Source organism: Metapseudomonas otitidis (assembly GCF_900111835.1).
Classification (GTDB): domain Bacteria; phylum Pseudomonadota; class Gammaproteobacteria; order Pseudomonadales; family Pseudomonadaceae; genus Metapseudomonas; species Metapseudomonas otitidis.
The window spans coordinates 444,202-470,558 of sequence record NZ_FOJP01000001.1 but is presented as its reverse complement, the minus strand read 5'-3'; the positions used below and the strand labels follow the sequence as shown (position 1 = coordinate 470,558).

25 protein-coding genes are annotated in these 26,357 nt (G+C 67.0%); 10 read left to right on the top strand and 15 right to left on the bottom strand.

Features of this window, described 5'->3' with window-relative positions:
* The first annotated feature begins 22 nt into the window (after window positions 1-22).
* On the top strand, window positions 23-1,585 hold the full coding sequence (locus tag BM198_RS02185) for an acyl CoA:acetate/3-ketoacid CoA transferase (RefSeq protein WP_074967418.1): 1,563 nt from the start codon (window positions 23-25) through the stop codon (window positions 1,583-1,585).
* Window positions 1,586-2,337: 752 nt separating this feature from the next.
* Here the strand turns inward: BM198_RS02185 and speB are convergent.
* Window positions 2,338-3,300, bottom strand: coding sequence for an agmatinase (gene speB, locus BM198_RS02180; protein WP_074967416.1), 963 nt, complete (start codon window positions 3,298-3,300; stop codon window positions 2,338-2,340).
* Between the two features lie 43 nt (window positions 3,301-3,343).
* A complete protein-coding gene (locus BM198_RS02175) occupies window positions 3,344-4,426 on the bottom strand; it encodes a polyamine ABC transporter substrate-binding protein (RefSeq protein WP_074967414.1) in 1,083 nt (360 codons plus the stop codon).
* Window positions 4,427-4,536: 110 nt separating this feature from the next.
* Here BM198_RS02175 and BM198_RS02170 point away from each other — a divergent pair, with 110 nt between their 5' ends.
* Window positions 4,537-5,445 (top strand): LysR family transcriptional regulator, encoded by a 909-nt coding sequence (locus BM198_RS02170; RefSeq protein WP_074967413.1) that lies wholly within the window; start codon window positions 4,537-4,539, stop codon window positions 5,443-5,445.
* Between the two features lie 351 nt (window positions 5,446-5,796).
* Here the strand turns inward: BM198_RS02170 and BM198_RS02165 are convergent, their stop codons facing one another.
* The 5 genes from BM198_RS02165 to BM198_RS02145 form a co-directional block, all read right to left on the bottom strand.
* The gene (locus BM198_RS02165) at window positions 5,797-6,918 is read right to left on the bottom strand and encodes a methyltransferase (protein ID WP_074967411.1); all 1,122 of its coding nucleotides are present in this window, start codon (window positions 6,916-6,918) and stop codon (window positions 5,797-5,799) included.
* Window positions 6,915-7,541 (bottom strand): TetR/AcrR family transcriptional regulator, encoded by a 627-nt coding sequence (locus BM198_RS02160; RefSeq protein ID WP_074967409.1) that lies wholly within the window; start codon window positions 7,539-7,541, stop codon window positions 6,915-6,917. Before BM198_RS02160 ends, BM198_RS02165 begins: the two co-directional genes overlap by 4 nt.
* Before the next feature lie 305 nt (window positions 7,542-7,846).
* Window positions 7,847-9,196, bottom strand: coding sequence for a glutamine synthetase family protein (locus tag BM198_RS02155; protein ID WP_208610342.1), 1,350 nt, complete (start codon window positions 9,194-9,196; stop codon window positions 7,847-7,849).
* A gap of 51 nt (window positions 9,197-9,247) precedes the next feature.
* Complete coding sequence (locus BM198_RS02150; protein WP_044412049.1) at window positions 9,248-9,805, bottom strand: helix-turn-helix domain-containing protein; 558 nt, start codon at window positions 9,803-9,805, stop codon at window positions 9,248-9,250.
* Between the two features lie 43 nt (window positions 9,806-9,848).
* Window positions 9,849-11,138, bottom strand: a complete 1,290-nt coding sequence (locus BM198_RS02145) for an NAD(P)/FAD-dependent oxidoreductase (RefSeq protein WP_074967405.1) — start codon at window positions 11,136-11,138, stop codon at window positions 9,849-9,851.
* Window positions 11,139-11,341: 203 nt separating this feature from the next.
* Between BM198_RS02145 and BM198_RS02140 the strand changes: the two genes are divergently transcribed.
* Both BM198_RS02140 and BM198_RS02135 read left to right on the top strand, forming a co-directional pair.
* Window positions 11,342-11,878 carry a tetratricopeptide repeat protein gene (locus tag BM198_RS02140; RefSeq protein ID WP_074967403.1) on the top strand — a complete coding sequence of 179 codons (537 nt, stop codon included), beginning with the start codon at window positions 11,342-11,344 and terminating at the stop codon, window positions 11,876-11,878.
* A gap of 89 nt (window positions 11,879-11,967) precedes the next feature.
* Window positions 11,968-12,207 (top strand): DUF2388 domain-containing protein, encoded by a 240-nt coding sequence (locus BM198_RS02135; RefSeq protein WP_083422305.1) that lies wholly within the window; start codon window positions 11,968-11,970, stop codon window positions 12,205-12,207.
* A gap of 57 nt (window positions 12,208-12,264) precedes the next feature.
* Here BM198_RS02135 and BM198_RS02130 read toward each other — a convergent pair whose 3' ends face one another.
* Together BM198_RS02130 and BM198_RS02125 are read right to left on the bottom strand one after the other, a co-directional pair.
* Window positions 12,265-13,236 (bottom strand): fimbrial protein, encoded by a 972-nt coding sequence (locus BM198_RS02130; protein WP_074967399.1) that lies wholly within the window; start codon window positions 13,234-13,236, stop codon window positions 12,265-12,267.
* A 121-nt stretch (window positions 13,237-13,357) separates the two neighbouring features.
* The gene (locus BM198_RS02125; RefSeq protein WP_160479439.1) at window positions 13,358-14,335 is read right to left on the bottom strand and encodes a fimbrial protein; all 978 of its coding nucleotides are present in this window, start codon (window positions 14,333-14,335) and stop codon (window positions 13,358-13,360) included.
* Between the two features lie 285 nt (window positions 14,336-14,620).
* Here BM198_RS02125 and BM198_RS02120 point away from each other — a divergent pair, with 285 nt between their 5' ends.
* Window positions 14,621-15,595: a fimbrial protein gene (locus BM198_RS02120; RefSeq protein WP_083422296.1), complete on the top strand. Its 975-nt coding sequence runs from the start codon at window positions 14,621-14,623 to the stop codon at window positions 15,593-15,595.
* 85 nt (window positions 15,596-15,680) lie between these two features.
* On the opposite strand, the gene BM198_RS02115 is transcribed toward BM198_RS02120, so the two are convergent.
* Entirely contained in the window at window positions 15,681-16,667 is a 987-nt protein-coding gene (locus tag BM198_RS02115) for a fimbrial protein (RefSeq protein ID WP_167368441.1), read from the bottom strand.
* Between the two features lie 168 nt (window positions 16,668-16,835).
* Here BM198_RS02115 and BM198_RS02110 point away from each other — a divergent pair, with 168 nt between their 5' ends.
* The gene (locus tag BM198_RS02110) at window positions 16,836-17,309 is read left to right on the top strand and encodes an Lrp/AsnC family transcriptional regulator (RefSeq protein WP_074967393.1); all 474 of its coding nucleotides are present in this window, start codon (window positions 16,836-16,838) and stop codon (window positions 17,307-17,309) included.
* 4 nt (window positions 17,310-17,313) lie between these two features.
* Here BM198_RS02110 and BM198_RS29300 read toward each other — a convergent pair whose 3' ends face one another.
* Window positions 17,314-18,159 carry a fimbrial protein gene (locus BM198_RS29300; RefSeq protein WP_167368440.1) on the bottom strand — a complete coding sequence of 282 codons (846 nt, stop codon included), beginning with the start codon at window positions 18,157-18,159 and terminating at the stop codon, window positions 17,314-17,316.
* Between the two features lie 469 nt (window positions 18,160-18,628).
* On the opposite strand from BM198_RS29300, the gene BM198_RS02100 reads away from it, so the two are divergent.
* Entirely contained in the window at window positions 18,629-20,311 is a 1,683-nt protein-coding gene (locus BM198_RS02100) for a flavin monoamine oxidase family protein (protein WP_074967389.1), read from the top strand.
* Window positions 20,312-20,323: 12 nt separating this feature from the next.
* On the top strand, window positions 20,324-21,118 hold the full coding sequence (locus tag BM198_RS02095) for a carbon-nitrogen hydrolase family protein (RefSeq protein ID WP_074967387.1): 795 nt from the start codon (window positions 20,324-20,326) through the stop codon (window positions 21,116-21,118).
* A 346-nt stretch (window positions 21,119-21,464) separates the two neighbouring features.
* Here BM198_RS02095 and BM198_RS02090 read toward each other — a convergent pair whose 3' ends face one another.
* The 4 genes from BM198_RS02090 to BM198_RS02075 are packed head-to-tail and all read right to left on the bottom strand — an operon-like array spanning window position 21,465 to window position 24,294.
* A complete protein-coding gene (locus BM198_RS02090) occupies window positions 21,465-22,169 on the bottom strand; it encodes a type 1 glutamine amidotransferase (protein WP_074967386.1) in 705 nt (234 codons plus the stop codon).
* A 1-nt stretch (window position 22,170) separates the two neighbouring features.
* On the bottom strand, window positions 22,171-23,367 hold the full coding sequence (locus BM198_RS02085) for an acetylornithine transaminase (protein WP_074967384.1): 1,197 nt from the start codon (window positions 23,365-23,367) through the stop codon (window positions 22,171-22,173).
* Window positions 23,360-23,599, bottom strand: a complete 240-nt coding sequence (locus tag BM198_RS02080) for a hypothetical protein (RefSeq protein ID WP_044411998.1) — start codon at window positions 23,597-23,599, stop codon at window positions 23,360-23,362. Before BM198_RS02080 ends, BM198_RS02085 begins: the two co-directional genes overlap by 8 nt.
* A complete protein-coding gene (locus BM198_RS02075) occupies window positions 23,596-24,294 on the bottom strand; it encodes an MOSC domain-containing protein (RefSeq protein ID WP_044411995.1) in 699 nt (232 codons plus the stop codon). The genes BM198_RS02080 and BM198_RS02075 overlap by 4 nt, the downstream gene beginning before the upstream one ends.
* Before the next feature lie 103 nt (window positions 24,295-24,397).
* On the opposite strand from BM198_RS02075, the gene BM198_RS02070 reads away from it, so the two are divergent.
* A complete protein-coding gene (locus tag BM198_RS02070; protein WP_074967382.1) occupies window positions 24,398-25,297 on the top strand; it encodes a LysR family transcriptional regulator in 900 nt (299 codons plus the stop codon).
* A 376-nt stretch (window positions 25,298-25,673) separates the two neighbouring features.
* Complete coding sequence (locus BM198_RS02065) at window positions 25,674-26,330, top strand: endonuclease I family protein (RefSeq protein ID WP_074967380.1); 657 nt, start codon at window positions 25,674-25,676, stop codon at window positions 26,328-26,330.
* The last annotated feature ends 27 nt before the right edge of the window (window positions 26,331-26,357 follow it).

Below are 26,357 nucleotides of genomic sequence, written 5' to 3'. Positions count from 1 at the left end.
AATTCCACGCTCGAGGTACGACATGAGCAAAGTGATGAGCGCCGCCGAGGCGGTGGCGCGTATCCCCGACAACGCCCACCTAGCCACCGGCGGCTTCGTCGGCATCGGTTTCGCCGAGGCCATCGCCATCGCCCTGGAGCAGCGCTTCCAGGCCGAGCAGGCGCCGCGCGACCTGACGCTGGTCTACGCCGCCGGCCAGGGCGACGGCAAGGGCCGGGGCCTCAACCACCTGGCCCACGAGGGGCTGGTGCGCCGCGTCATCGGCGGCCATTGGGGGCTGGTGCCCGGGTTGCAGAAGCTGGCGGTGGAGAACCGCATCGAGGCCTACAACCTGCCCCAGGGGGTGATCTCCCAGCTGTTCCGCGACATTGCCGCCGGCAAGCCGGGGCAGCTATCCAGGGTGGGCCTCGGCACCTTCGTCGACCCCGAGCACGGCGGCGGCAAGCTCAACGCCCGCACCACCGAGGAGCTGGTGCGGCGCATGCCCCTCGACGGCGAGGACTACCTCTTCTACAAGACCTTCCCCATCCATGTCGGGGTGGTGCGCGCCACCAGCGCCGACGAGGACGGCAACCTGACCATGGAGCGCGAGGCGCTGACCATCGAGAGCCTGGCCATCGCCATGGCCGCGCGCAATTCCGGTGGCCTGGTGATCGCCCAGGTGGAACGGGTGGTCGCCCGTGGCTCGCTCAACCCGCGCCAGGTGAAGATCCCCGGCATCCTCGTCGACTGCGTGGTGGTGGCCGCGCCGGAGCACCACCAGCAGACCTTCGCCACCGCCTACAACCCGGCCTTCGCCGCCGAGGTGCGGGTGCCCGAGGGCAGCCTGCCGCCCATGCCGCTGGACCTGCGCAAGCTCATCGCCCGCCGCGCCGCGCTGGAACTCAAGCCCGGCGCGGTGGTGAACCTGGGCATCGGCATGCCCGAGGGCGTGGCGGCGGTGGCGGCGGAAGAAGGGGTGATCGACCTGCTGACCCTCACCGCCGAGCCCGGCGTGATCGGCGGCGTGCCGGCCTCGGGCCTGGACTTCGGCGCGGCCTGCAACCACAGCGCGCTGATCGACCAGCCCTACCAGTTCGACTTCTACGACGGCGGCGGCCTGGACCTCGCCTTCCTCGGCCTGGCCCAGGCGGATGCGGCGGGCAACCTCAACGTGTCGAAGTTCGGCACGCGCCTGGCCGGTGCCGGGGGCTTCATCAACATCAGCCAGAACGCCAAGGCAGTGGTCTTCGTCGGCACCTTCAGCGCCGGCCCGCAGGACATCCGTATCGAGAACGGCGCCCTGCGCATCGTGCAGGACGGCGAGCTGCGCAAGTTCGTCCGCGAGGTGGAGCACCGCACCTTCGCCGGCCGCCTCGCCGCCGAAGCCGGCAAGCCGGTGCTCTACGTGACCGAGCGCTGCGTGTTCCGCCTCACCACCGAGGGCCTGGAGCTGATCGAGGTCGCGCCGGGCGTGGACATCGAGCGCGACATCCTTGCCCGCATGGACTTCCGCCCCATCGTCAACCAACCCCAACGGATGGACGCGCGGCTGTTCCAGGAGCCCCGCCTGGGCCTGCGCGCCCTGATCGACGGTTGTGCGTGAAACCACGGGCCCACCCTTGGGCCCGTGGCTTTTTTCACCGGCCACATCCTGTGGAAGCGGCTTCAGCCGCGATGCTCGTGCTTTAACCTCGTTCGCGAATGAATTCGCTCCCACCGAGCCAGAGCGCTCCGTAGCCCGGGCTTCAGCCCGGGAATCCCTCCGGCTGGCACCGCCCCCGCAGGAGCGAGCTCTGCACGCGAACGCCCACCCAAGGCAGCACCGCCGGCCCCGGACTGAAGTCCGGGCTACAGGTGGCCACCCTGTGGGAGCGGCTTCAGCCACGATGCTCTTGCTTCACCTCGTTCGCGAATGAATTCGCTACCACCCGGCCAGAGCGCTCCGTAGCCCGGGCTTCAGCCCGGGAATCCCTCCGGTTGGCACCAGCCCTGTAGGAGCGATCTCTGCTCGCGAACGCCCATCCCAGGCAGCACCGCCGGTCCCGGACTGAAGTCCGGGCTACAGATGGCAGACCCTGTGGGAGCGGCTTCAGCCGCGATGTCCGTGCACCGGTTCACGAGTGAATTCGCTCCCGCCCGGCCAGGGCGCTCCGTAGCCCGGGCTTCAGCCCGGGAATCCCTCCGGCTGGCACCCACTCCGTAGGAGCGAGCTCTGCTCGCGAACGCCCATCCCAGGCAGCACCGCCGGTCCCGGACTGAAGTCCGGGCTACAGGTGGCTGGCCCTGTGGGAGCGGCTTCAGCCGCGATGTCCGTGCACCGGTTCACGAGTGAATTCGCTCCCCACAGCGCCGCGCCTACCGCTCCCCCAACTTATGCCGCGCGGCATACAGGCAGATCATCTCCATCGCCAGGGTGGCGCCGGCCAGGGCGGTGACTTCGGCGTTGTCGTAGGGCGGCGCCACTTCCACCACGTCCATGCCCACCAGGTTGATGCCGCGCAGGCCGCGGAGGATTTCCAGCGCCTGGTGGCTGGAGAGCCCGCCGCACACGGGGGTACCGGTGCCGGGGGCGAAGGCCGGGTCGAGGCAGTCGATGTCGAAGGTCAGGTACACCGGGTTGTCCCCCACCCGCGCGCGGATGCGCTCGGCGATCTGCTCCGGCGTGTGACGGTGCACCTCGCGGGCGTCCAGCACCTGGAAGCCCATCACGTCGTCGTTGGTGGTGCGCAGGCCGATCTGCACCGAGCGCGCCGGGTCCACCAGGCTCTCGCGGGCGGCGTGGAAAAACATCGTCCCGTGATCGATGCGCTGGCCCTCTTCGTCCGGCCAGGTGTCGCTGTGGGCGTCGAAGTGGATCAGCGACAGCGGCCCGTGCTTGGCCGCATGGGCCTTGAGCAGCGGGTAGCTGATGAAGTGATCGCCCCCCAGGGTGAGCATCGCCGCGCCGGCCTCGAGGATGTGCGCGGCGTGGGCCTGGATCGCCTCCGGCGTGTGCTGCGGCGTGCCGTGGTCGAAGGCGCAGTCGCCGAAGTCGATCACCGCCAGGTGGTCGAAGGGGTCGAACTCCCAGGGGAAGTGCCGCGCCCAGGCCATCTGCACCGAGGCGGCGCGGATGGCGCGCGGCCCGAAGCGGCTGCCGGGGCGGTTGGTGGTGGCGGTGTCGAAGGGCACCCCGCTCACCACCAGGTCGACGCCGGTGAGGTCGCGGCTGTAGCGCCGGCGCATGAAGCTGGTGATGCCGGCGTAGGTGGCTTCGGCGGCCGTGCCCAGCAGGCTCGGCCGGGTGATGGCCTGGTCGTTGTCGAAGGCGTGTTCCATGTCATCGGGCTCCGTCGGGGGTGGGGTGTGCGTCTGCGCGGGGTCAGTACTGGGTGCGGAAGCGCGTCCAGATGCGGGTGCGCTCGCGCTGCTCCTTGAGGGTCAGCGCCTGCTCGCCGAACAGGCGGTCACGCACGGCCTGGTCCGGGTAGATGTCCGGGTCGTTGGCCACCGCCGGGTCCAGCAAGGGCGTGGCGGCCTGGTTGGCGTTGGCGAAGAACTGGCTGTTGGTCAGCTCGGCGATGGCCTCGGGGCGCAGCATCCAGTCGATGAAGGCATGGGCCGCCTGGGGGTGCGGCGCATCGGCGGGGATGGCCAGGGTGTCGAACCAGATCAGCGTGCCCTCGCGGGGGATGCGGTAGACCACCTCGAAAGGCATCTTCGCCTCACGGGCCTGTTCGGCGGCGATGGCGGCGTCGCCGTTGTAGGTCAGCGCCAGGCAGATCTCGCCCTTGGCCAGATCGTTGATGTGCTTGCCGGCGCCGACGTAGCGCAGGTTCGGCTGCAATGCGCTGAGCAGCTCATGGACCGCCGCGAGGTCGGCCTTGGCGGTGCTGTACGGGTCCTTGCCGAGGTAGTGCAGGGCCACGCTGATGACCTCCTGGGGCGAGTCGATCACGGCGATGCCGCAGTCCTTCAGGCGGGTGGCGTACTCGGGCTTGAACAGCAGGTCGAGGCTGTTCAGCGGCGCATCGGGGATGCGCTTCTGCACCGCGTCGCGGTTCAGCCCCAGGCCGATGGTGCCCCAGGTGTAGGGCACGCCGAAGCGGTTACCGGGGTCGACGCTGGCGAGCTTGGCCAGCAGCTGCGGGTCGAGGTTGGCGTAGTGGTGCAGCTGCTCGCGCTGCACCGGCTGCACCGCATTGGCCTTGATCGCCCGCGCCAGGCCGCTGCTGGCGGGGAACACCACGTCATAGCCGCTACCGCCGGTCATCAGCTTGGCGTCGAGGGCCTCGGCGCTGTCGAAGATGTCGTACTTCACCCGGATGCCGGTCTCGGCCTTGAAGCGCTCCAGCGCCTGGGGCGGGATGTAGGCGGACCAGCTGTAGAGGTTCAGCTCCCGGTCCTGCCCATGGGCGGGCAGGACACAGGCGGCGAGCAGGGCGAACAACAGGGAAAGGCGCATGGCGAAAGCTCCCGGAGCGGTGATGGAGCGATCCTGCGCCGGGCTTTGCTTCGGATAAATATGAAGTGTTCTACTTTGGCATCGCTCGCCATCGATGTTTGGAGATCCCCATGCTCGCCCAACTCCAGGACCTGGACCTGCAACTGCTCAGGTTGTTCGTCACCGTGGTGGAAAGCGGCGGCTTCAGCGCCGCCCAGGGCGCGCTGGGGGTGGGCCAGTCCACCATCAGCACGCAGATGGCCAAGCTGGAGACGCGCCTGGGCTTTCGCCTGTGCGAGCGCGGCAAGGCCGGCTTCCGCCTGACCCCCAAGGGCGAGCAGGTGCTGGCGGCCACGCGGCGGCTGTTCGGCGCCATCGAGACCTTCAAGGGCGAGGCGCGGGGCATGGCCGACATGCTCCTGGGCGAGCTGCGCATCGGCCTCTCCGAGTCCCTCGACGATGCCGTGATGCAGCGCCTGGCCGATGCCATCCGGCGCTTCCGCTCGCGCCGCCAGGCGGTGCGCATCGAGCTGCTCAGCGCCATGCCCGCCGAACTGGAGCGGCGCCTGCTGCAGGACCAGCTGCACCTGGCCATCGGCTACTTCTCCGGCAACCAGCAGGCACTGGCGCACCAGCCGCTGTTCGTCGAGGAGCAGCTGCTGTTCTGCGGCGCCGGGCACCCGCTGTTCGACCGCTCGCGCATCACCGAGAGCGACCTGCGCCAATGCGACCGGGTGCTGCACCCCTACCGCTTCATCGGCGAGGCGGAGCCCTTCCAGTCCGCCGCCAGCAGCGCGGTGACCGAGCAGGTGGAAGGCACCCTGGCGCTGATCCTCTCCGGCGCCCACATCGGCTACCTCCCCCGCCACATCGCCGCGCCCTGGGAGGCACGCGGGCTACTCCGCGCCCTGCTGCCGGAACGACTGGGCTTCGACGTCGAATTCCGCCTCACCCACCACCGCGGCCGCGAACCCAGCGAAGCGCAGCAGGCGTTCGTCGAAGACCTCCTGGCCGCCTTCGGCGGGGTGGATCGGGCGTAGGGTGGACCGCGCTTCATCGGTCCACCATTCGTGGCCATGGCGGGCGCCATTGGTGGATGGAAAGAGCGCCATCCACCCTACGCCCCGGCCGGCGATGTGCCGATGTGTAGGGGCGAATTCATTCGCCCAAGCAGTGCGCAGCACTGCCCGACTCGGTGCCCCCGGGAGCGCTGCTGGTTGATGGAAAAAGCGCCACCCACCTTACGCAGCGCCCGGTGAAATGCCGACCGTGGGGAGCCAATTCATTCGCGTTCAAGACCTGGCCATAGGGGGCGGTTGGTACAGCTCACCGCATCCGATGGGGCCTTGTGGACACTGGGGCCGAGAACGCTTGTGCGGCGTCGGGCTGGCCTAGCCTTGCTGGGCCAAACGCAGCACCAGCAGCTTCGCCAGGGACCGGGTCTCGACCACCTCCTCGATTTGAAAACCACCGCACAGGCAGAGCGTTCGCCACTCGTCCAGGGTGCGCTCACGTCCTTGCCCTGCCATGAACATCTGCATGTCGCACAACGCACCGGGGAGGTCGGGGCGGTCATCCGCCAGCACCATTTCCATGAGCACCACCCGTGCCCCGCTCTGGCCGATAGCCCGCCTCAGGGTCGCGAGCCCTTTCAGGCAGTCAGCCTCGCCAAAACCATGAAGTACGGCGGACAACAGGTAGAGATCACCCTCGTCTTGCGCCTCGGGCAGCATCTCGAACAGGTCACCGGCCACGAACTGCAGGCGATCCAGCGCCGGCTCAGGGTGTTCGCACCAATAACGGAGGGCCTCTGCAACCACCCCTGGCCTGTCTACCACGCAGGCACGCAGGTGGCCGTGGCGCCTCAACAGGGCCAGGGACTTGCGCCCACGCGAGCCGCCGACATCGATGATGCGGTCCACCCGCTGCCAATCCATGTCCGTGGTGAAGCTGTCACCGGCCAGGGCTTCGACGCTGTCCATGGCGGCCGAGAACAGGGCGTCGAATGGTGCATCCGCATTCAGGCGCTCGAACAGCTCCTGCCCATGGCAGAACACGAAGGGTGGGACGCCCTGGCGAATGCCTTCTTCCAGCTGCCAGTACCAGGGGGCACTCATGGCTCGGCTGTTATGCAGCAACACCATGGCCCGCACGCTGCGGGGGTGATCCTGGCGCAGCCAGGCGGAGGTCGACGAATTGCAGAAGCAGCCGCGTTGCGGCTCGGCGAACACGCCGCTTGCAACCAGCAGACGAAGCAGGCGGGCCAGGGCATCCGGGGACACCTGCAGACGTCCGGCAAGGTCTCCGACGGCCAGGGTGTCATCGCCAAGCTGGCTGGCGATATCCAGCCGAGTGGCGACATCCAACGCTCGCGAGAGCCAGAACGCCGAGCCCATCTGAATCAGGCGGAAAGGCGCAGGCAGCAATTGCGCGACGAGCCGTTGCAACCCGGCGACGGCGCGCAGCGACAACCGGAAGCCACGTACGGCCATGGAATTGCGCTGGAGGCTCATGCCCTATCCTCTCCGCTCGCCTGGGGACTGAGCCCGGCACTGAACAGCCGGCCATTGAGGCACGCCAGGCCGGCGAGGAAGTCGGCATCCATCGGCCTGTCCATCTGTTCCTCGAATACGTCCCGCAGCAGCATTGGGGTCATGGCCAGGCTGACGAAAGCCATGCGCAGCATGTCGGGGTCGGTCTCCGGGTCGATTCGACCTGCCTGCTTGAGATCGGCGACCCTGCGCGCACCGCCGCTTCGGCCTCGCTCCAGCAGTTGCTGGAGAAAGCGACGCCCCGGCCCTCGGTTTAGGGCGAGCACCTTGAGCACCAGGCGAGGCAGCTCCGGTTGGGACGCCATGGCGTCGTAGTAGAGCCGGAGGAAGCCGGCAAACCCGTCGACGCTGGCCAGCAGGGGGCCGTCGAGCACCTCCAGCAGGGGATTGAACGCCTCCCGCAACATCTCTTCGTAGAGCCCCTCCTTGCTGCCGAAGTAGTAGCGGATCATCGACTGGTTGGCGCCCGTCATCTCGGCGATCTGACGCGTGGTGACCTGGTGGTAGTAATCTCCGAGAAAGCAGGCCCGGGCCGCCTGGAGCAGACGCTCGCGCACCGATGGCCCAGCAGGTTTTTGTGGCATGGCGATACCTCCCTGAAGTCCTGCACGGGAGGCTAACAGTCCAGCGACGAACGTCCGCCGGGTTTCGTCAATCAGAAAGGGGGCGGTGAATGACACCGCGTGACCACCGGGCTCTCTGCCCATGGAGGGCGCCATTGGTGGATGGAAAGAGCGCCATCCACCCCACGCCCCGACCGGCGATGTGCCGGTGTGTAGGGGCGAATTCATTCGCCCAGGCAGTGCGCAGCGCTGCCCGACTCGGTGCCTCCGGGAAAACCGCGGGTGGATAGAAAAAGCGCCACCCACCCTGCACATAGCGTGTTCCGCTACAGGTACCAGCGGTATTCCCGGGCGCTGACTTCGTTGATGAAGTCGAGGTACTCCTGGCGCTTGTTCTCGCAATAGACCATGACGAATTCGCTGCCCAGGCCCTGGTTGACCACGGGGTGGTCGCGCATGGCGGCGACGGCGGTGAGCATATCCTTGGGGAAGTCGATGCCGCTGGAGCGGTCTTCGTTGAGCGGGGCGATGGGGTCGCGGGCGGCGTCGAGGCCGTGCTCCATGCCGGTGAGGATGGCCGCCAGCACCAGGTAGGGGTTGGCGTCGGCGCCGGCCAGGCGGTGTTCGATGCGCAGGTTGCGGCCGTCGGACTCGGGAATGCGGATGCACGCATCGCGGTCTTCGAAGCCCCAGCTGGCGCGGCTGGCGGCGTTGACCATGGCGCCGTAGCGGCGGAAGGCGTTGTGGTTGGCGGCGAAGATCGGCATGCAGTGGGGCAGCAGGTCCAGGCAGCCGGCCACGGCGTGGCGCAGCGGGCGCTGACCCTGGGCGTCCAGCAGGTTGTGGCCGTCGCGGTCGTAGAGGCTGACGTGCACGTGCATGCCGCTGCCCGGTGCCTGCAGGTAGGGCTTGCTCATGAAGCTGGCGCGCAGGCCGTGCTTGAGGGCGACGCCACGGGTGCTGCGGCAGAACAGGGCAGCCCAGTCGGCGGCCTTGAGACCGTCGTCGCAGTGGCCGAAGTTGATCTCGAACTGGCCGGGGCCGAGTTCGGCGGTGATGACGTTGGCGGCCACGCCCTGTTCGCTGGCGGCGTCGACCATTTCGTGCAGCACGCTGGAGAAGCGCGAGAGGCGCTCGATGTGCATGTTCGGCTGGTCGTCCTCGTCCTCGCACAGCGGGTCGCGGGGGAAGCGCGGCAGGCCGGCGTCGAGCTTGCGGTCGAACAGGTAGAACTCCAGCTCGAAGGCCACCACCGGGCGGATGCCGCGCCGCTCCAGGCGCTGCAGCACGCGGGCGAGCACTTCACGGGGTTCGAATTCGATGGGCGCTTCGGTGCCATCGGAGGTGATCAGCATCTGCCCCAGGGGCTCTTTCTCCCAGCGCACCGGCACCAGGGTGCCCGGCACCAGGCGGCGCGGGGCGTCCGGGTCGCCGTCGGCGAAGCAGTAGTCACCGATGGGGTACAGCCCGCCCTGGGTGCCGAGCAGCACGCAGTTCTGCGGGACCTTCAGCGGGCCGCCGGCGGCCACTTTCTCCAGCATGTCGATGGGGTAGCGCTTGCCGTAGAAGTGCCCGGGGATGTCCAGGCAGATGAGGTCGACGTAGCGGATGTCCGGGTGACGTTCGCGGAAGGCGCGGACTTCGCTGAGCAGATCGGGGTGTCTTGTTGTTGTCATCACTGCGGTCCTGCAAGGGAAAGGGGTGTTCGGGGGAGAAGCCGCCGGGTGTCAGGTGAACACCCAGAGCACCCGCGTCGGCCGTTCGGAGAGGTTGGCGTAGCGGAACTGCGCATGGGGCGGCAGCTGGAAGCTGTCGTTGGCGTAGAGCGTCACCGGCTCGGCGTCGTCGCCGTACCAGAGCGTCAGCTCGCCTTCGAGGACGAAGCCGCCCTGCTCGGAGCTGTCGTCCAGGTGCCCTTCGCCGCTGGTGGCACCGGGCTCCAGGTGGCTTTCGAGCATGGAGAAGCCGCCGGACATGGTCGGCGAGGCCAGCACGTCGGTGATGCCGCCGGCGTAGTAGAGGGTGCGGCGCTCGTCGGGGCGGGTGACCCAGGGGATCTCGCGGGGCTTGCTGAGGCTGTAGAAGTAGGTGGTCGGCACCCCCAGCGCTTCGCTGATGGCGGTGAGATCGGCCACCGTGGGGCGCGAGAGGCCACGCTCGACCTGGGAGAGGAAGCCCACCGAGCGGTCGATGCGGGTGGCCAGGTCGCCCAGGGTCACGTTCTTGTGCTTGCGCAGGTCGCGGATGAGGATCGCGAGGCCTTCGATTTCGTCTTGCTTGTCCATCTGGAATCTCCGTGGTGCCCGCCGGGTGCCGGCGGGCGGCCCTTCAGATCACGTCGCGCAGGCGGTAGTACGCCTTGCCGATGGCCTCCAGCGGCGGCGCCAGCAGCGCGCCACCGGGGAAGCCGGGGTTGTTCAGGCGCTGGTAGAGCCCCAGCAGGCGGTCGTCACCGAAAATGGCGTCGGCAACGGCGCGGGCACCGGCCAGGGTCGGCAGCACGCCGTGCCCGGAGAAGCCCTGCAGCCAGTAGCGCTGGCCGCTGCGGCCGATGTCCGGGGTGCGCTTCATGCTGCAGTCCAGGTGCCCGCCCCAGCCGTACTCGATGCCCACGCCGCGCAGCTGCGGGAAGACCCGCTCCAGGTGCGGCCGGGTGGCGGCCGCTACGTCCCTGGGCAGGCCGCCCAGGTAGGTGCAGCCACCGCCGAAGAGCAACCGGTTGTCGGGGGTGAGGCGGAAATAGTCGGGGACGAACTGGTTGTCGATCACGCAGCTGTTGCGCGGCAGCAGGGAGCGCGCCAGCGCCGGGTCCAGCGGTTCGGTGGCGACCTGGTAGGAGCCCACCGGCAGCACGCGCCGGGCCAGGGCCGGGTCGAGGCGGTCGATGTAGGCGTTGCAGGCCAGCACCAGCACGTCGGCGCGCACTTCGCCTTCGGCGGTGCGCACGCTGTAGCCCTCGCCGCGGGTGCGGTATTCCAGGGCCTGGGTCTGTTCGAAGATGCGCCCGCCGGCCGCTTCCAGGGCGTTGGCCAGGCCGTGGGCGAGCTTCAGCGGGTCGAGGTGGCCGGCCTCGGGGTCGTAGAGGGCGGCCTGGTAGCGCGGGCTGCCGATCCACTCGGGCAGTTCGTCGCGCTCGATGACGCGCAAGGCGTCGTAGCCCCACTTCGCCTCGGCCTCGCGCTGGGCCTCGTGCAGCTGGCCGACCCGGCGCGGCAGCACGGCGGCCCACAGGCTGCCGCTGCGGTAGTCCACCTCGAAGCCGTGGCGGGCAGGCAGCTCACGGATCTCCTCGGCGGCCCAGCGCATGCTGTCCCACAGCTGGCGGGCGCCGTCGACGCCGAGCGCCTTCTCCAGCGGGGGCATGTCGCAGGACCAGCCCAGCAAGGCCTGCCCGCCGTTGCGCCCGGAGGCCGCCCAGGCCAGCCGGCTGGCCTCCAGCACCACCACGCGCTTGCCGGCCAGGGCCAGGCGCAGGGCGGTGTGCAGGCCGCTGAAGCCGCCGCCGACCACCACCACGTCGCAGTCCTGGCTCGCCTGCAGGCGTGGGCGCAGCGGGATGGGGCCGGGGAAGGCGGCGGCGTACCAGGTACCGACATGCTGGGCGGATTGCTTGAACATGGGGGCCTCGTGAAATTTTGTAGATTTAATTTCATGAAAATCTATCCAATAAATTTCACAAAGCCAACCCCGGAACGAACCGACGAGAACCCTTTCACGCGGGGTGGGTCCCACTGGCTGCAACACCTTGAAGCGCGAGCGGAAGCCGATCACCCTGTACGCCCGGCGCCGCCGCCCATCACTGCCCTGGCCGAGGAGCCTCCATGCGTCCGTCACTGTCCCGCCTGTCCGTCCCGCTGCTGGCCGTCGCCCTGCTGGCCGGCTGCACCCACACCGCCAAGACACCGGAGCGCCCTGCCGAGGCGCAGGCGCCGGCCAACGTCATTCGCGAGACGCCGCCCAGCGAGCTGGAGGTGCTGCAGGTGCAGGCCCAGCGCGGCGACCCGGAGAGCCAGTTCAAGCTGGGCAGCCACTTCTTCGTGGCCAAGGACTACCGCCAGGCCCAGTACTGGTGGGCCCGCGCCGCCGACCAGGGCAACGCCGTGGCGGCGGTGAGCCTGGCCTTCCTCTACACCGGCCGCAACGACCCGGCCCTGGCCAACCAGCCGGAGATGCTGCGCTACCTGAACCAGTCCGCCGCCGCCGGCAACCCCATGGCCCAGCACGTGCTCGGCAGCCTGTACCTGCGGGGCGAAGGCGTGCCGCGCGACCCGGACCAGGCCCGCCGCCTGTACCAGTCGGCCTGCGCCCAGCACTACGAGGCCAGTTGCAAGGCGGTGCAGGCGCTGCCGGGCCATTGAGAGCAAACCCGATGCGCAAAGCGCTTGCTGTTGCACTGCTTGCCGGTTCATTGCCGAGCCATGCCGGGGAGAAGCTGGATGGGGTGGCCATGAGCATCACCCTTGTCGCTTTAGGCACCCTCTGCCTTCCGAGCTACTCGACCGGGGCCCTCATGGACTCGGGACACAAGGCACGGGCGCGGGACGATGCCGCCGCCTTCGTCGCCAGCGACGGCCACATCCGGGGCCCCGAGCTGGAGCGGGCCCTGCGCGAGCTGCGCCAACAGCCGCTGCCCACCGGCACCGACGACCTGGCCCTGGCCCGCGCCATCCTCGCCTCAACACCCTGAGGCCCTTCTGCCGCCGATCCTGCCGTCGTCGCTCCGGGCCATAGGGGCGTTCTCGGGCTATTCGTAGAACAGCGTGAGGGTGGCGGTGGTGATCACCGCGCCGGGGGCGATGTCCGGCTCGTGCTGGTGATAGCGGGCGATGAGCGGGATGGCGCTGGGTCCACCCTGGGTACCGCTGGCCTGATGGAAGGCCTTGGTACCGAGCACCAACGGCTCGCCGTTGCCAGCGCCCTTGAGCAGTTGCACACCCACGCCTCTGGCCATGCCGGCGCCGGTGCTGTTCTGCAGCACCGAATCCGCAGCCTTCAGCCCGTCCACGCGGTAGTGGATGCGGATGTCCGGGTCGCAATCCAGGTGGATGTCGAACGGCCGCTCCCGGGCGGAACTGCCCACCCCCTCGAAGTGGTGGAGGTTGGCGGTGGGCAGGTGCACGGTGAGGGTGGGTTCGAGCAGCCGGCAGCCCTTCTTGTTGAACACCAGGCGGGTCGGCGGGAAGGTCAGTTCGTTGGTCAGCAGGTTGTGGTAGTAGACCCGGATCGGCTTGATGGCGAAGGTGCCTGACTCGATGGGGCCGGTCTTGATCAGCTGGAACCACCACAGCTGGGCGGGTGCGTAGGTGGTGGCGGAGATCTGCGTCTCGGTGCGCGGGTGGCCCATGAAGATGCCGCCGCTCATGGTGGCGGGCGGACGGCTACCGTTGTTGGCCCAGGCCACTTTGACACCGATGCCCGGCACGCCGCTTTCATACACATGTTCGAGGGCCGTCCGCTGCATGGTGGCGCTGTAGCCGTGGTCCATCCACAGGGTGCCAGGCCCCGTGCAGGTGGCGCTGGCGCTGCCGCCGCCCATCCAGCGGTTGGTGTCGTACAGCACGGTGCCGATCGGCGCATCGCGGTGAACGGTCAGGGTGGTGGGCAGCGGCAGCTGGTTCTTGTGCCCCGACCCGCTGCAGCTGGCCCCCCAGGCCATGCCGGACGCGAGCAGGAGCGCCAGGGCGCTGGCCAGCCGGGTGAAAGGACGCGGGCTCATGAAGGTGACCGGGGAAAAATGGGGGGCGAATTCTAATGATTCGCTCCGTCTCTCCCTGTCGGCTAGGCGTCCGGCGTGACCGCCACGTCTGTAGGCGAGCGCCGTAGGACGATCAATCGACTCACTCGTAGAACAGCGTAAGGGTGGCGGTGGTGATCACGCTGCCAGGCATGACGCTGGGCTCTAGCTGGTAGTAGCGAGCCACAAGGGGGATCTTGCTGAGGCCGCCTACAGCGCCCATATCCATGTGGTAGGCATTGGCGCCCAGTACCAACGGAGTACCGCCGCCGCTCCCCTTGAGAATCTGCACCCCTACGCCCTTGGCCATGCCGGCGCCCGTGCTGTTCTTCAAGACCGATTCCCCAGACGTCAGCCCGTCTAGCCGATAGGAGATACGAATGTTTGGGTCGCATTCCAGGGGAATGTCGAACAGCCGCTCACCCGTGGTACTGCCGATACCCTGGAAGCGCTGCACGCCGGCCGTGGGCATCGGCACTGTGAGGGCCTTGTTCTGCACACGGCAGCCCTGCTGGTTGAAGACCACCTGGCTGGGGGTGAAGTTGAGCTCGTTAGTCAGCATGTTGTGATAGAAGACCCGCACCGGGTTGATCTTGAAGGTGCCGGATTGGATCGGACCGATCTTGATCAGCTGGATCCACCACATCTGGGCGGGTACGTAGGTGGTAGCGGATATCTGCAGTTCGCGCGGTGGGTCGACCATGTAGCGCCCTCCGCTCATGGAGCTGGGCGGGTTGCGCGCGTTGTTGGCCCACGACACCTTGATGCCGATACCGGGTACGCCGGACTCGTAGACATGCTCGTAGTCGGTCTTGACCATGCCGCCACGGAAGCCATCGGTCATCCAGAGGGTGCCTGGGCCACGGCAGGTCACGTTGACGAACTGCCCGGCCCCAACCCACCCATTGGTGTCATAGAGCACCGTGCCCAGGGGGGCATCCCGCTGCTGGGTGATCACTGCCGGCAGGGTATGAAAGGTCCTCAGTGGCGGGTCACCGGAACAACTGGCTCCCCAGGCAAGGCTCGACATCAGCAAGAGCCCCAAGGCACCTGCCATCTGGCGGAATGCGGTGTGTTTCATGCGGATGACCGGCGGAACAAGGGGCGTGAAGTCTACCCATCGCCCTAGCCTCATTCCGTCAGACAGCATTCCTTTCAACCTTGCGACCCTGTAGGCCATTACCGACGGCGGCATGACCGGCCCCTGTTGAGTCTCACCGCCGAGTCCCGCCGGGCGCCCTGCCGCATAGACGCCGAGCCTGTCGCAGGGGAGCTGCGGCCTGCTCGGCGCATCGCGTGGCGTTATGGCGCGGCCGATTCCGGTCGCTCTCTAAGAGTCCCCTCCTCCTCGTTCACGGTGCCTTCCATGAACACATCCCTGTGCCTTGCGTCCGGCAGTGTGCTTGCGCTGCTGGCAATGTCCGGCCTCGCCCTGGGAGCCAGTTGCTCCGGGTCGGGGTTGAAGACCAGCTATCCACTCCCCGCCACCCTCACAATCCAGCGGGACGCACCGGTCGGTACCGTGCTGCATGACTCGGGGGGCTGGGTCGGCGGCGGTCAGGCGTCGGCGCGCTGCTCGGGCTTCGGCACCTTCTGGCTCGATCTGGGCTTCACCGGCAACACCAAGGCCACCGGCCTGGAGCATGTCTACGAGACCGGCGTGCCAGGGGTCGGCATCAAGGTGGCCTGGAACAACAACCCCCAGTCCCGTCCGGCGGGCATGGACGGCGGGATCTACATGACCATCCCGCGCTCCACCACACAGATTTCGCGGGACACCTATGCGCCGGCCCAGCGCTGGTGGATCCAGTTGATCAAGACCGGGCCCATCGCCTCGGGCACTTACCAGATCGCGCCGATCCGCAACTACTACCACAACCTCCTGACTAACGAGCTGGTGTTCCCGGCGAGCCAGGTGATCTACCAGAAACGCGGATGCCGGTTGCAGAACTCGTCCCTGGACGTACGCATGGCCAAGGCCCAGCTACGGGACTTCACCGGGCCGGGCTCAACCGCGCGGCCGACGAATTTTCAGATTCCCCTGGAGTGCGACCCGGACCTGCGCCTCTCCTACAGCCTGGACGCCCCGCTCAAGGCATCGCCTTCGGTGGTGCACAGCAGCGATACACGGGGCACAGCGCGGGGAGTGGGGGTGCAACTGCTCAGGGACAGCAACGGCACCCCGGTGGTGTTCGGCGAGAAGGTCTTCTACACCGCCCTGGGGCCAGACCGGGGCGCGCTCCTCAACATCCCGCTCACGGCACGCTATTACCAGCTCGACACCGAGGTGGTTCCGGGCACAGTGGAGGCGCTGGTGCACCTGACGCTGTACTACGAGTGAGGCGAGCAACGCCGTGAGCGCTGCCGGAAGCAGGCCAAGCCCGGGCTCGGCAGCTGGTGCGTACGTCGTATCGGCGACCCGGCCGTTACTCGTAGTACAGGGTGACCGTTGCATTGGTCACGATGAATCCCGGCCTGATCTGCTCCTGGAACTGGTAGTAGCGGGCCTGGAGCTCGATTTTCATATTGCTGTTCGGCCTGTCGGCTGTACCCAGAACATGTTTTTCCCCCAGCAATAACGGCTGCACCCCATCCCCTTTCAGCAGCTGAACGCCGATACCGTTTGCCTGTCCGGGGCCTGTGCTGTTCTTGAGTACCGACTCGGTAGCAGGCAACCCATCGATGCAGTAGGACACATTGACCCCTTCATCGCAGTCGAGATCGATGCTGAAGATTCGGGGGCGCGCCGTTGAGCCGATCCCCTTGAACTGGCCGATATTGGACTGCAGCAGCGTGACCGTCTGCGTTGCGCCGGTCGCCACACAGCCACGCTTCTGGAACACCACCTGCGACGAGAGAAAGTTGAGCTGGTTGGTCAGCTCATCGTCGTAGTAGATCCGCACCGGATTCATGCTGAGGACGCCCGAGTTGATCGGGCCGGTCTTGATCAGCTGGATCCACCAGCGTTGCGCGGGTGAATAGTGGTTTCGCGGGATTGGCGTTCGGCGCCGTGCAGAGCGCATCATCTCCCCGCCTTCCATGTGGGCGGGGGTGTCCAGGTTGATGGACCAGGCAACCCGGATGCCGACACCCGGCAGGCCGGTGGCGTAGACGTCCGTCTTGCCAGGTACCTTGACTTCACTGGGGCCGGAAATAAAGCCCGTCCCGATGTAGTGCTGGAAGAGCCCCATGCAGTCCACATAGGCATCACCGGAGCCGATCCAGCCATGGGTGTCGTAGATGACACCACCGATCGGCAGGTCGCGGGGCACATGGAGGGGGCTGGGGAACGTGAAGTTGGTACTCTGGCCGCGCTTCAGGCTGCAGCCCAGCGCATGGGGGCTCACTACCCCCATCACGGGGAACAGCGCGACCACCAAGAGATACATCAGAAGTCGAGACGGCGTGATCAACTGTGCTCTCCATACATCAAGCGGAGCAGGCATGCTAGGTATCCGTCACAGTGCGGTAAATCGGCCCTGGCCCCTCCAGCCGTAGGGCCCTATCAATACCTCACCGACCCGTTTCACCCCTTACATCAACCTGTGCGCCATTGGCCCAACCGGTAACCGATACCCACGATGCCCGAATACATCCAGCACGCCCTTGATGAAACTGACCGCCAGCTGATCGCCGCGCTGCAGATCAACGCCCGCGAAAGCGTCGCCACCCTCGCCCGCCGCCTGGGCATCGCCCGTACCACGGTGAACTCGCGCCTGGCGCGGCTGGAGCGCAGCGGGGTGATCAGCGGCTATGGCGTGCGCCTGGGCCAGCGCGTGGCGGAAGGCGGCCTGCAGGCCTACGTGGGCATCACCGTGCGGCCACGCAGCGGCAAGGACGTGCTGCGCCGCCTGACTGGAATGGCCGAGGTGCAGTTGCTGTGCACGGTGAGTGGGGAGTTCGACTACGTGGCCTGGCTGCGCGCCGAATCACCAGAGCGGCTGGACCAGTTGCTGGACGAGATCGGCAATGTGGAAGGGGTGGAGCGCACCACCACCTCCATCATCCTCAGTTGCAAGATCGACCGCGGCCAGCCCCTGCCGGGGCCGGCCTGACGGGTCAGCGGTATAGGAGGGTGATAGTGGCTGAGGTCAGGACCTTTCCGGGAATGACGGTGCTCTCGACCTGCCGGTACTGAGCTGTCAGCGGAATACTCATTATCGAAGAACCCACGGCCGAACTGCGGCGAAACTCGAATTCCTTACCGATCAAAATGGGTTCAGCCGAACCGTGCCGTTTCAGCAACTGAATACCAACCCCTCTCGCCATCGGTTTGCCTTCCCCATCCCAGCCCACGGAGTTCTGCAGCGTGGAGTTAGACTCAGCGGCGGGCAACCCATTGATGCTGTAACTAACCGAGACATCAGGCTCACAGTCGAGAGCGATTTCGAAATCCCTAGGCTTGGAAGTACTTCCGAGACCTTGGAAATCCTTTATCGATGCAGTACCGAGACGTACTTCTTGAGGCGAGTTGAGCAACTTGCAACCACGAGCCCGACTTACCAACTCAATCTCTCGAAATTTCAGCGCGTTTGTAAGCTCGTCCTGATAGTGCACTTGCACTTCCGGAATTCTGTAAGTGCCCGTGGAAATCGAACCTGTCTTGATCAACTGAATCCACCAGTTGCTGGCAGGGGTGTATCGACCACGTGGCAAGTCCTCCACTTTTTTCGGGCTGCCAATCCACTGGCCGCCGGACATCTCAGGAGGAACTGAACCCGCCACCCTGGACCAAGCCACTCTGATCCCTACGCCCGGGACACCTGTGGGATAGACATTGGGAAAGCCAGGAACGCTGGCTCCGCTTGTATAGCCATACCTCAAGTACATGTTGCCGTGCTGTAGGAAACCACCACAGGTGACATCAACCCATCCGGCCTGGATCCAACCCTGGGTGTCGAACAACACATGTCCGTTCGGTAGATCCCTGGGTATGGCCAAAGTTGTTGGTAGGGGAGCCCAGGTAGTCATTGAAGGAGAGTTCCGCTTGCAGTACGCCTGTACCGCCCAGGCCTGCTGCATGGAGGCTGCCCACAGCACGCCAAAAAGGATCAGTGAACGACTACGCCAACTTCCCATGAGGCATCTCCCTGTGTCCCGGATATGAAGGCCCGCATGATGGCTGATCAGCTTGTCGGGACGTTCCGAGGTGACTCCCTTCTTCGTGAAAGCCGTAAACCTACGACTTAATGGAAATTTCCTAGGAATCCGATACCCACCTAGATCACCTCGTCACTTAGCTAAAATCTCTCGTCGTTTTGAATGCACAACCAGCTTAATGACGACACAAATCGTCTTATGGACGAAATTCAGCCCCCCTAGAATGGCGCCAACGCTGCACAGACAGCCCCTCCAACATCCCTCGCAGGTCGCCATGCACAACAACAACCGCCACCCCGCCGACGGCAAGAACCCCATCACCATCTTCGGCCCGGACTTCCCCTTCGCCTTCGACGACTGGATCCGCCACCCCGCCGGCCTGGGCAGCATCCCGGCCGAGCACCACGGCGCCGAGGTAGCCATCGTCGGTGCCGGCATCGCCGGGTTGGTGGCGGCCTACGAGCTGATGAAGATGGGCTTGAAGCCGGTGGTCTACGAGGCCTCGAAGATGGGTGGGCGCCTGCGCTCGCAGGCCTTCGAGGGCACCGACGGGATCATCGCCGAGCTGGGCGGCATGCGCTTCCCGGCCTCGTCCACGGCCTTCTACCACTACGTGGACATGCTCGGCCTCAAGACCCAGCCCTTCCCCAACCCGCTCACCCCGGCCTCCGGCAGCACGGTGATCGACATCGAGGGCAAGACCTACTATGCGGAGAAGCTGGCGGACCTGCCGGCGCTGTTCCAGGAAGTGGCCGACGCCTGGGCCGATGCCCTGGAGGACGGCGCGCAGTTCGGCGAGATCCAGCAGGCCATCCGCGACCGCGACGTGAAGCGCCTGAAAGCCCTGTGGAACACCCTGGTGCCGCTCTGGGACGACCGCACCTTCTATGACTTCGTCGCCAGCTCCAAGGCCTTCGCCCAGCTCTCCTTCCACCACCGCGAGGTGTTCGGCCAGGTGGGCTTCGGCACCGGCGGCTGGGACTCGGACTTCCCCAACTCCATGCTGGAGATCTTCCGCGTGGTGATGACCGCCTGCGACGACAACCAGCACCTGATCGTCGGCGGTGTGCAGCAGGTACCCATGGGCATCTGGCGCCATGCGCCGGAGCGCTGCGTGCACTGGCCGGCGGGCACCAGCCTGGCGTCGCTACACAACGGCGCGGCGCGGCCGGGGGTCAAGCGCATCGTCCGCGCCGCTGACGGTCGCCTGGCGGTCACCGACACCTGGGGCGACACCCGCCACTACGCCGCCGTGCTCGCCACCTGCCAGACCTGGCTGCTGACCACCCAGATCGAGTGCGAGGAGTCGCTGTTCTCGCAGAAGCTGTGGATGGCCCTGGACCGCACCCGCTACATGCAGTCGTCGAAGACCTTCGTGATGGTTGATCGGCCGTTCTGGAAGGACAAGGACCCGCAGACCGGCCGTGACACCCTGAGCATGACCCTCACCGACCGCCTCACCCGTGGCACCTACCTGTTCGACAACGGCGATGACAAGCCGGGGGTGATCTGCCTGTCCTACTCCTGGATGAGCGACGCCCTGAAGATGCTGCCGCACCCGGTGGAGAAGCGCGTGAAGCTGGCCCTCGACGCGCTGAAGAAGATCTACCCGGACGTGGACATCGCCAGCCACATCATCGGCGACCCGATCACCGTCTCCTGGGAGGCCGACCCGCACTTCCTCGGCGCCTTCAAGGGCGCGCTGCCGGGCCACTACCGCTACAACCAGCGCATGTACGCCCACTTCATGCAGGACGACATGCCCGCCGAACAGCGCGGCATCTTCATCGCAGGCGACGATGTGTCCTGGACGCCGGCCTGGGTCGAAGGCGCGGTGCAGACCTCGCTCAACGCGGTGTGGGGCATCATGCGCCACTTCGGCGGCAGCACCCCGGCGGACAACCCCGGCCCGGGCGACTGCTTCGCCGAACTCGGCCCCATCGCCCTGCCGGACTGACAGGAGAGCCCCATGCGCATCGCCCTCTACCAATGCCCGCCGCTGCCCCTGGACCCGGAGGCCAACCTTGAACGCCTGCACCAACGGGCGGCCGAAACGGCCCGGCATGGGGCGCGATTGCTGATCACGCCGGAGATGTTCCTCAGCGGCTACGACATCGGCCTGGAGGCGGTGCAGCGCCTGGCCCAGCCGGCCGACGGAGACTGGGCAGCACGCATCGCCGGCATCGCCCGGGAGCACGGCATAGCCGTGCTCTACGGCTACCCGGAGCGGGATGACACCGGCGCGCTGTACAACGCGGTGCAACTGATCGATGCCCGGGGCGAACGCCTCGGCCACTACCGCAAGACCCACCTGTTCGGCGAGCTGGACCGGGGCATGTTCAGCGCAGGCGAGGACCTGTCCCCGCTGGTGGAGCTGGAGGGCTGGAAGCTGGGGCTGCTGGTCTGCTACGACGTGGAATTCCCCGAGAACGTGCGCCGCCTGGCCCTGGCCGGCGCAGACGCGGTGCTGGTGCCCACGGCGAACATGGTGCCCTTCGACTTCGTTTGCGAGGTGCTGGTACGCGCCCGCGCCTACGAAAGCCAGTGCTACCTGGCCTACGCCAACTACTGTGGCGCCGAAGGCGAAATCCGCTATTGCGGCCTCTCCAGCGTCAGCGCCCCGGACGGCAGCCTGGCCGCTGTCTGCGGCCGCGAGGAAACCCTGGCCTTCGCCGACCTGCGTCGGGACCTGCTGGAGCGCTCCCGCCAGGCCCTGACCTACCTCAACGACCGCCGCGCCGCCCTCTACGGTCCCCTGGTCTGAAGCGCGCCGGGAGTGATGGGCTTCGCACAGCTCAGCCCATCCTACGGCGACTCCCCAGCATTCCCCGCCTCCTGCTGCGATGGCCACGGCGCAAGGTGAATGGCGCTTTTTCCATCCACCAATCGCGGCTGGGCCCGTGCGCCTCAACCCCGTGGTGACGCCCTCGTAGCCTGGGCTTCAGCCCAGGGAAGCGATGGATCGATGAAGCGCGATCCCCCCTACGCCACGGTCACGTCCGCAGGATGCGGCGAGCTGCGCGAACCGCGTCAGGTCCGCACCAAGAAAAACCGCCCGGGGCAAAGGGCAGGGCCGCCGGGCGGTTGAGAAAAAGGACTCGAGAAGGGAATCAGGTCAGCACGGCGTGGGGACCGGTGAGGTAGTCCAGCAGGCGGAACAGCGTCGGCGCCAAGGCACTGCACTGGGGGTAGCCATCACGGATCGCGGCGGCATCCTCCACCGAGCCCGGTCGCGCCAGGTCCTCCGGACAGGCCAGCAACAAGGCTTCGATGCTCTCCGGGGTGCTTTCCAGGTGGCATTGCAGGGCAATGGCGTGCTCGCGCCAGACGAACCCCTGGTTGGCACAGGCGGCAGAGCCGTAGAGCGGAATCGCGCCATCCGGCAGCCCGAAGGTCTCGCCGTGCCAGTGCAGGGCCAGCAGGCGCTGAGGCAGCATTCGCCCGAGCGGAGAGCGGTCGGCCAGGGGGTTCTTCTCCAGGGGCCACCAGCCGATCTCAACCTCGCCGGGGCGTACCTCGGCGCCCAGCGCTTCGGCCAGCAACTGGCCGCCCAGGCAGATGCCCAGCACGCGCTTTTCGCCCTCCAGCGCCGCACGGATCAGCGCCTTCTCTTCCCGGAGCCAGGGGTAGAGCGCCTCGTCGTGCACGCTCATCGGGCCACCGAGCACCACCAGCAGGTCGAAGTCCTCCAGCGCGGGCAGGCGACCATCGGCGTGGAGGGGGTAGATCCGCGCCTGTGCGGCGCGCAGCTCCAGCCACTGGGCGATACGCCCGGGGCCTTCGAAGGGGACGTGCTGAAGGATGGCGACACGCATGTCAGGCGATCTCCGGTTCTTTGCTGCGGGCCAGGGAAAGCGCGCGGTTGAGGCGTTTGAGCATTTCGTCGACGTTGGCGAGGCTGACGTTCAGCGCCGGGGTGAAGCGCAGGCAGTCGGCCTGGGGCGCGTTGATCAGCAACCCGTCCTCCAGCGCCTGGCGGGCCACCCGCGTGGCCGACTGGTGGATCAGCGGCATGCCCACCATCAGCCCATGACCACGCAGGGGACCGTGGCCGTGGCGGCGCGCCACCCGGGCGAGCCCCTCGCGCAGGTGCTGGGACACCTCGCGCACCTGTTCGAGAAAGCCGGGCTCCAGCACGGTCTTCAGCACCGCCAGCCCCGCAGCGGTCATCAAGGCATTGCCATGGTAGGTGCCGCCCTGCTCGCCGGGTTCGAAACAGCAGGCATTGCCCCGGGCCAGCAGCGCGGCCAGGGGTACACCGCCGCCCAGCCCCTTGCCGAGGGTGATGACGTCGGCACGGATGCCATACAGCTCCTCGGCCAGCAGGGTGCCGCAGCGGCCGACGCCGGTCTGCACCTCGTCAAGGATCAGCAGCACGCCCCTGGCACGGCACAGGCGCTCGGCGCCCTGCAGGTAGTCGAGGGTGGCGGGGATGACTCCGGCCTCGCCCTGGACCGGCTCCAGCATGACGGCCACGGTCTCGTCGTCGACGGCGGCTTCGAGGGCCTCCAGGTCGTTGTAGGGCACCTTGGTGAAGCCCGGCAGCTTGGGCTCGAACAGGTGCTCGAAGGCCGGCTTGCCGGAGGCCGACATGGTGGCCAGGGTGCGTCCGTGGAAGCTGTTGCAGGCGGTGACGATGCGGTAGGCGCCGCCCCGGTGCACCTGGCCCCATTTGCGCGCCAGCTTGATGGCGCCTTCGTTGGCCTCGGCGCCGCTGTTGAGGAAGTAGACCTGGTCGCTGTCGGTGGCCTGGCACAGGCGCGAGGCCAGCTTGAGCAGGCTGCGGTTGTAATACGCCGGTCCGGGGTTGATCACCGCTTCGGCCTGGCGCCGCAGGGCGTCTACCACGACGCTGGGGCTGTGGCCGAGGCTGTTCACCGCCCAGCCCTGGGTGAAGTCCAGGTAGGCGCGACCGTCGGCATCCCAGAGCCAGGAGCCCTGGCCGCGGACGAAGACCTGTTCGGGACGCTCCACGGTCTTCATCAGGCGCATGCCGGCGAGCGGGTCACGCATGGTCGGGTACCTCTTCATGGCGGTATTCGATGCCCAGCAGGCGCAACCCTTCCGGACCCTGTTCGAGGATGCGGCGCAGCTCGCGGCGGCGCTCGATGTGCAGGCTGAAGCCCTCTTCTCGGGGGAAACGGGCGCGCAGCTCGCGGGTCACCTCGACGTAGCGGGCCTGGTTGACCGACAGCTCCGCCAGCAGCACCTGGTCGCGGCGCAGGCCGATGCGGTAGTCGCTCATGCCCGCATCCCCTCCAGCGGCAGCCCTTGCAGGCGGGCGCTCCAGTCCTCCACCACGCCGGTGGCGAGGCGGCGGGCGGCGGTGTCGCGCCAGCGGGAGGAGAGTGCCGAGCATTGCTGCAGCTGCTGCAGGCCGGCGTGCTCCAGCGGGTAGTGGAAGTAGCTCTGGATGGCGTGGGCTACGGTCAGGCCCGGGTAGGAGCGCTGGACCAGTTCCAGGGTGCTGTCGAGGCTGACGAAGCCGGGGCGCAGCACGCGGTAGAACCAGCCGCAACGGCCGGTCTCCTGCACCTGCTCCGGCAGCGCCGGGATGCCCCAGCGACGGCTCAGGCGATAGCACGGCGAGCGCGGCTGGCTGACCTGCAGCAGGGCGCCGCCCCAGCGGAAGATGTCGCCGATGCACACCTGGTCCTCGGTGAGGCCGTAGGTGGAAAGGTTCTCGCCGAAGCTCGGCGCCTTCCAGGCCAGGTGGCGGTAATGCTTGCGCCAGTAGCGGTAGTGCTCGGCCGGGTAATGGTGCAGGGCGCGCTCGGGGCCACCGTGGAAACGCTGGTCGCCCTGCTCGTCGCTGCCGAGCCCCTGGGGCCACAGCCACAGCCGGTGGTTCACCGGCTGCTTGTCGACCGCGCTGCTGAGCCCACCGCCGATATCTTCGGCTTTGCCTATGAAAACGCCTTGCACTACGATCCCGGACATTCGCCCTCTCCAGCGCGAGATACAGTCTCTGTGCTGCTTAGGCTAGGTGCTTCGGGGTTGCCGGGCCATTTCGATTTTCCAGCTTTATCGATAAGCAGGGCTTATGGATTTTCGCCAGCTTCGCTACTTCGTCGCGCTCTATGAAGAAGGCCATGTGGGCCGGGCAGCCGAGCGCCTGAGCCTGTCCCAGCCGGCGCTTTCCCAGCAGATCCGCCAACTGGAACAGGGGCTGGACGTAAGCCTGTTCCAGCGCAGCGGCAAGCGCCTGCTGCCAACCCTCGCCGCCCACACGCTGTACAGCCATGCGCTACCGCTGCTGGATGGCCTGGAACGTGCCCGCGAAGCGCTGCGCGGGTTCCGCGGCCAGGCACCGCGCAGCCTGGCCATCGGCGTGCTGCAGACGGTCAACGCCAGCCTAGTGCCGCTGCTGCTGGAGCGGCTGCGGGAGGCCCAGCCGCAGTTGGTGGTGCAGATCTACGAGCTGTCCGGGCTGGACATCGAGCGGCGCCTGCTGACGGGGACCCTGGACATCGGCATCGGCTTCCTGCCACCGCGACAGCCCGGCCTGCACAGCCGGCTGCTCTACGAAGACGAGCTGCAACTGGTGATCCCCACGGAGCACCCGTTGCGGGAGTTCAAGAAGGTATCGCTGAGCCAGGCGGCGGAACTGCCGATGCTGCTGTTGGGCGAGGAGTTCCGCGTGCGGCAGATCTGGCAGGAGCAACTGGCGTTGATCGGCCGCCGGCCCAACGTGCAGGCGGAGCTGAACCAGATGGCCGGCATCCTCGACAGCCTGCCCCATACCCAGCTGGCCACCGTGCTACCCGGACGGGCACGGCAGATGCACGCCAACCAGTACCTGCTGTGGAAGCCCCTGAGCGAACCGCGCGTGCCGCTGAAGGTGGGGCTGGTATTCCGCGATGCCCAGCGCCAGCAGGCCACCCTGGAACTGCTGCACAGCCTGCTGGAGAAAGTCCCGGCGCCGCCCTGGGAAGGCGTTTGAACGCGCAAAAGAAAAACCCCGCCGAAGCGGGGTTTCTGCAGACTTGTTTCCCTGACATCCCTGATCAACCGCCATCCTGGCGGAGAATCCACTGCATCCGTGTTTTTCAGTGCGCTTCCTGCGCGGCGTCCTATGGCGTGTAGATTAGTGAGGCCTACCAAGCGGCGATAGCAGCTATAGCCGTCAGATCTTGTAAGCATTCTCTTACATGACCCTACAAATGGTGCGCCCATCACATTCAATCGATTCATACGGGGCAATTTGCGAACCCAAGCAAGCGATCGCTTGGTTTTGTCTTGGCAAAACCCACTTGCTAGACTCCACCAGTCCCGAATAACAACAAGCCCTACAAGGGGCGTCACCCTGGGTCATCACCATGCGCGTCGTTGCGATAGCCCTCTCCCTGGCAGCCCTTGCCGTCTCCAGCCCACTGTTTGCCGGTGGCCAGAATCGATTGCCAGACCCCAAGGCCGCGATCCGCGAGGCCTTCTGGAAACAGCTCTACGCCGGCCCCGACACCACGCTCTATTGCGGCAAGCCCTTCCAGGGCGAAAGCGGCCTGTTGGCGGCCAGCCCGGTCTACGCCATCAAGCAGATCAAGAGCGCCCTGCGCTGCGTGACCGACGCCCAGTGCCGCGAGGCGAACCCGCAGTACCCCTACATGCTGGCCGACCTGCACAACCTCTACCCCGAGCTGGCACGGGTGGAACTGGCGCGACGCAACGCGCTGTTCGGCGTGGTGGGTGACGCCGCCTCCGCGCGCACCATCGATGACTGCCCGCTGAAGAGCAGCTTCCAGCTGATGGAGCCGAGGGACGAAGCCAAGGGCAACGTCGCCCGCGCCATCTTCTATATGCATGTGGAGTACGGCCTGCCCATCGTCGGCCAGGTGCAGGTCTTCAAGCAGTGGCACCGCCAGGACCCGCCCGACGCCGCCGAGCGCGCCCGCAACGACCGCATCGCCGCCCTGCAGGGCACGCGCAATCGCTTCATCGATGACCCGGCGCTGGTGGACAAACTGATTCCCCAATGAATGAAAAAGCCCCGCCAAGGCGGGGCT

Bases quoted from the DNA above. Each gene is read 5' to 3' on its own strand.
- BM198_RS02160 (WP_074967409.1), bottom strand. From the start codon at position 7,541: ATGCCACAAAAACCTGCTGGGCCATCGGTGCGCGAGCGTCTGCTCCAG.
- BM198_RS02170 (WP_074967413.1), top strand. From the start codon at position 4,537: ATGCTCGCCCAACTCCAGGACCTGGACCTGCAACTGCTCAGGTTGTTC.
- BM198_RS02095 (WP_074967387.1), top strand. From the start codon at position 20,324: ATGCGCATCGCCCTCTACCAATGCCCGCCGCTGCCCCTGGACCCGGAG.
- BM198_RS02070 (WP_074967382.1), top strand. From the start codon at position 24,398: ATGGATTTTCGCCAGCTTCGCTACTTCGTCGCGCTCTATGAAGAAGGC.
- BM198_RS02110 (WP_074967393.1), top strand. From the start codon at position 16,836: ATGCCCGAATACATCCAGCACGCCCTTGATGAAACTGACCGCCAGCTG.
- BM198_RS02075 (WP_044411995.1), bottom strand. From the start codon at position 24,294: ATGTCCGGGATCGTAGTGCAAGGCGTTTTCATAGGCAAAGCCGAAGAT.
- BM198_RS02085 (WP_074967384.1), bottom strand. From the start codon at position 23,367: ATGCGTGACCCGCTCGCCGGCATGCGCCTGATGAAGACCGTGGAGCGT.
- speB (WP_074967416.1), bottom strand. From the start codon at position 3,300: ATGGAACACGCCTTCGACAACGACCAGGCCATCACCCGGCCGAGCCTG.
- BM198_RS02185 (WP_074967418.1), top strand. From the start codon at position 23: ATGAGCAAAGTGATGAGCGCCGCCGAGGCGGTGGCGCGTATCCCCGAC.
- BM198_RS02120 (WP_083422296.1), top strand. From the start codon at position 14,621: ATGAACACATCCCTGTGCCTTGCGTCCGGCAGTGTGCTTGCGCTGCTG.
- BM198_RS02065 (WP_074967380.1), top strand. From the start codon at position 25,674: ATGCGCGTCGTTGCGATAGCCCTCTCCCTGGCAGCCCTTGCCGTCTCC.
- BM198_RS02175 (WP_074967414.1), bottom strand. From the start codon at position 4,426: ATGCGCCTTTCCCTGTTGTTCGCCCTGCTCGCCGCCTGTGTCCTGCCC.
- BM198_RS02140 (WP_074967403.1), top strand. From the start codon at position 11,342: ATGCGTCCGTCACTGTCCCGCCTGTCCGTCCCGCTGCTGGCCGTCGCC.
- BM198_RS02080 (WP_044411998.1), bottom strand. From the start codon at position 23,599: ATGAGCGACTACCGCATCGGCCTGCGCCGCGACCAGGTGCTGCTGGCG.
- BM198_RS02090 (WP_074967386.1), bottom strand. From the start codon at position 22,169: ATGCGTGTCGCCATCCTTCAGCACGTCCCCTTCGAAGGCCCCGGGCGT.
- BM198_RS02100 (WP_074967389.1), top strand. From the start codon at position 18,629: ATGCACAACAACAACCGCCACCCCGCCGACGGCAAGAACCCCATCACC.
- BM198_RS02155 (WP_208610342.1), bottom strand. From the start codon at position 9,196: ATGACAACAACAAGACACCCCGATCTGCTCAGCGAAGTCCGCGCCTTC.
- BM198_RS02165 (WP_074967411.1), bottom strand. From the start codon at position 6,918: ATGAGCCTCCAGCGCAATTCCATGGCCGTACGTGGCTTCCGGTTGTCG.
- BM198_RS02135 (WP_083422305.1), top strand. From the start codon at position 11,968: ATGAGCATCACCCTTGTCGCTTTAGGCACCCTCTGCCTTCCGAGCTAC.
- BM198_RS02130 (WP_074967399.1), bottom strand. From the start codon at position 13,236: ATGAGCCCGCGTCCTTTCACCCGGCTGGCCAGCGCCCTGGCGCTCCTG.
- BM198_RS02125 (WP_160479439.1), bottom strand. From the start codon at position 14,335: ATGAAACACACCGCATTCCGCCAGATGGCAGGTGCCTTGGGGCTCTTG.
- BM198_RS02145 (WP_074967405.1), bottom strand. From the start codon at position 11,138: ATGTTCAAGCAATCCGCCCAGCATGTCGGTACCTGGTACGCCGCCGCC.
- BM198_RS02150 (WP_044412049.1), bottom strand. From the start codon at position 9,805: ATGGACAAGCAAGACGAAATCGAAGGCCTCGCGATCCTCATCCGCGAC.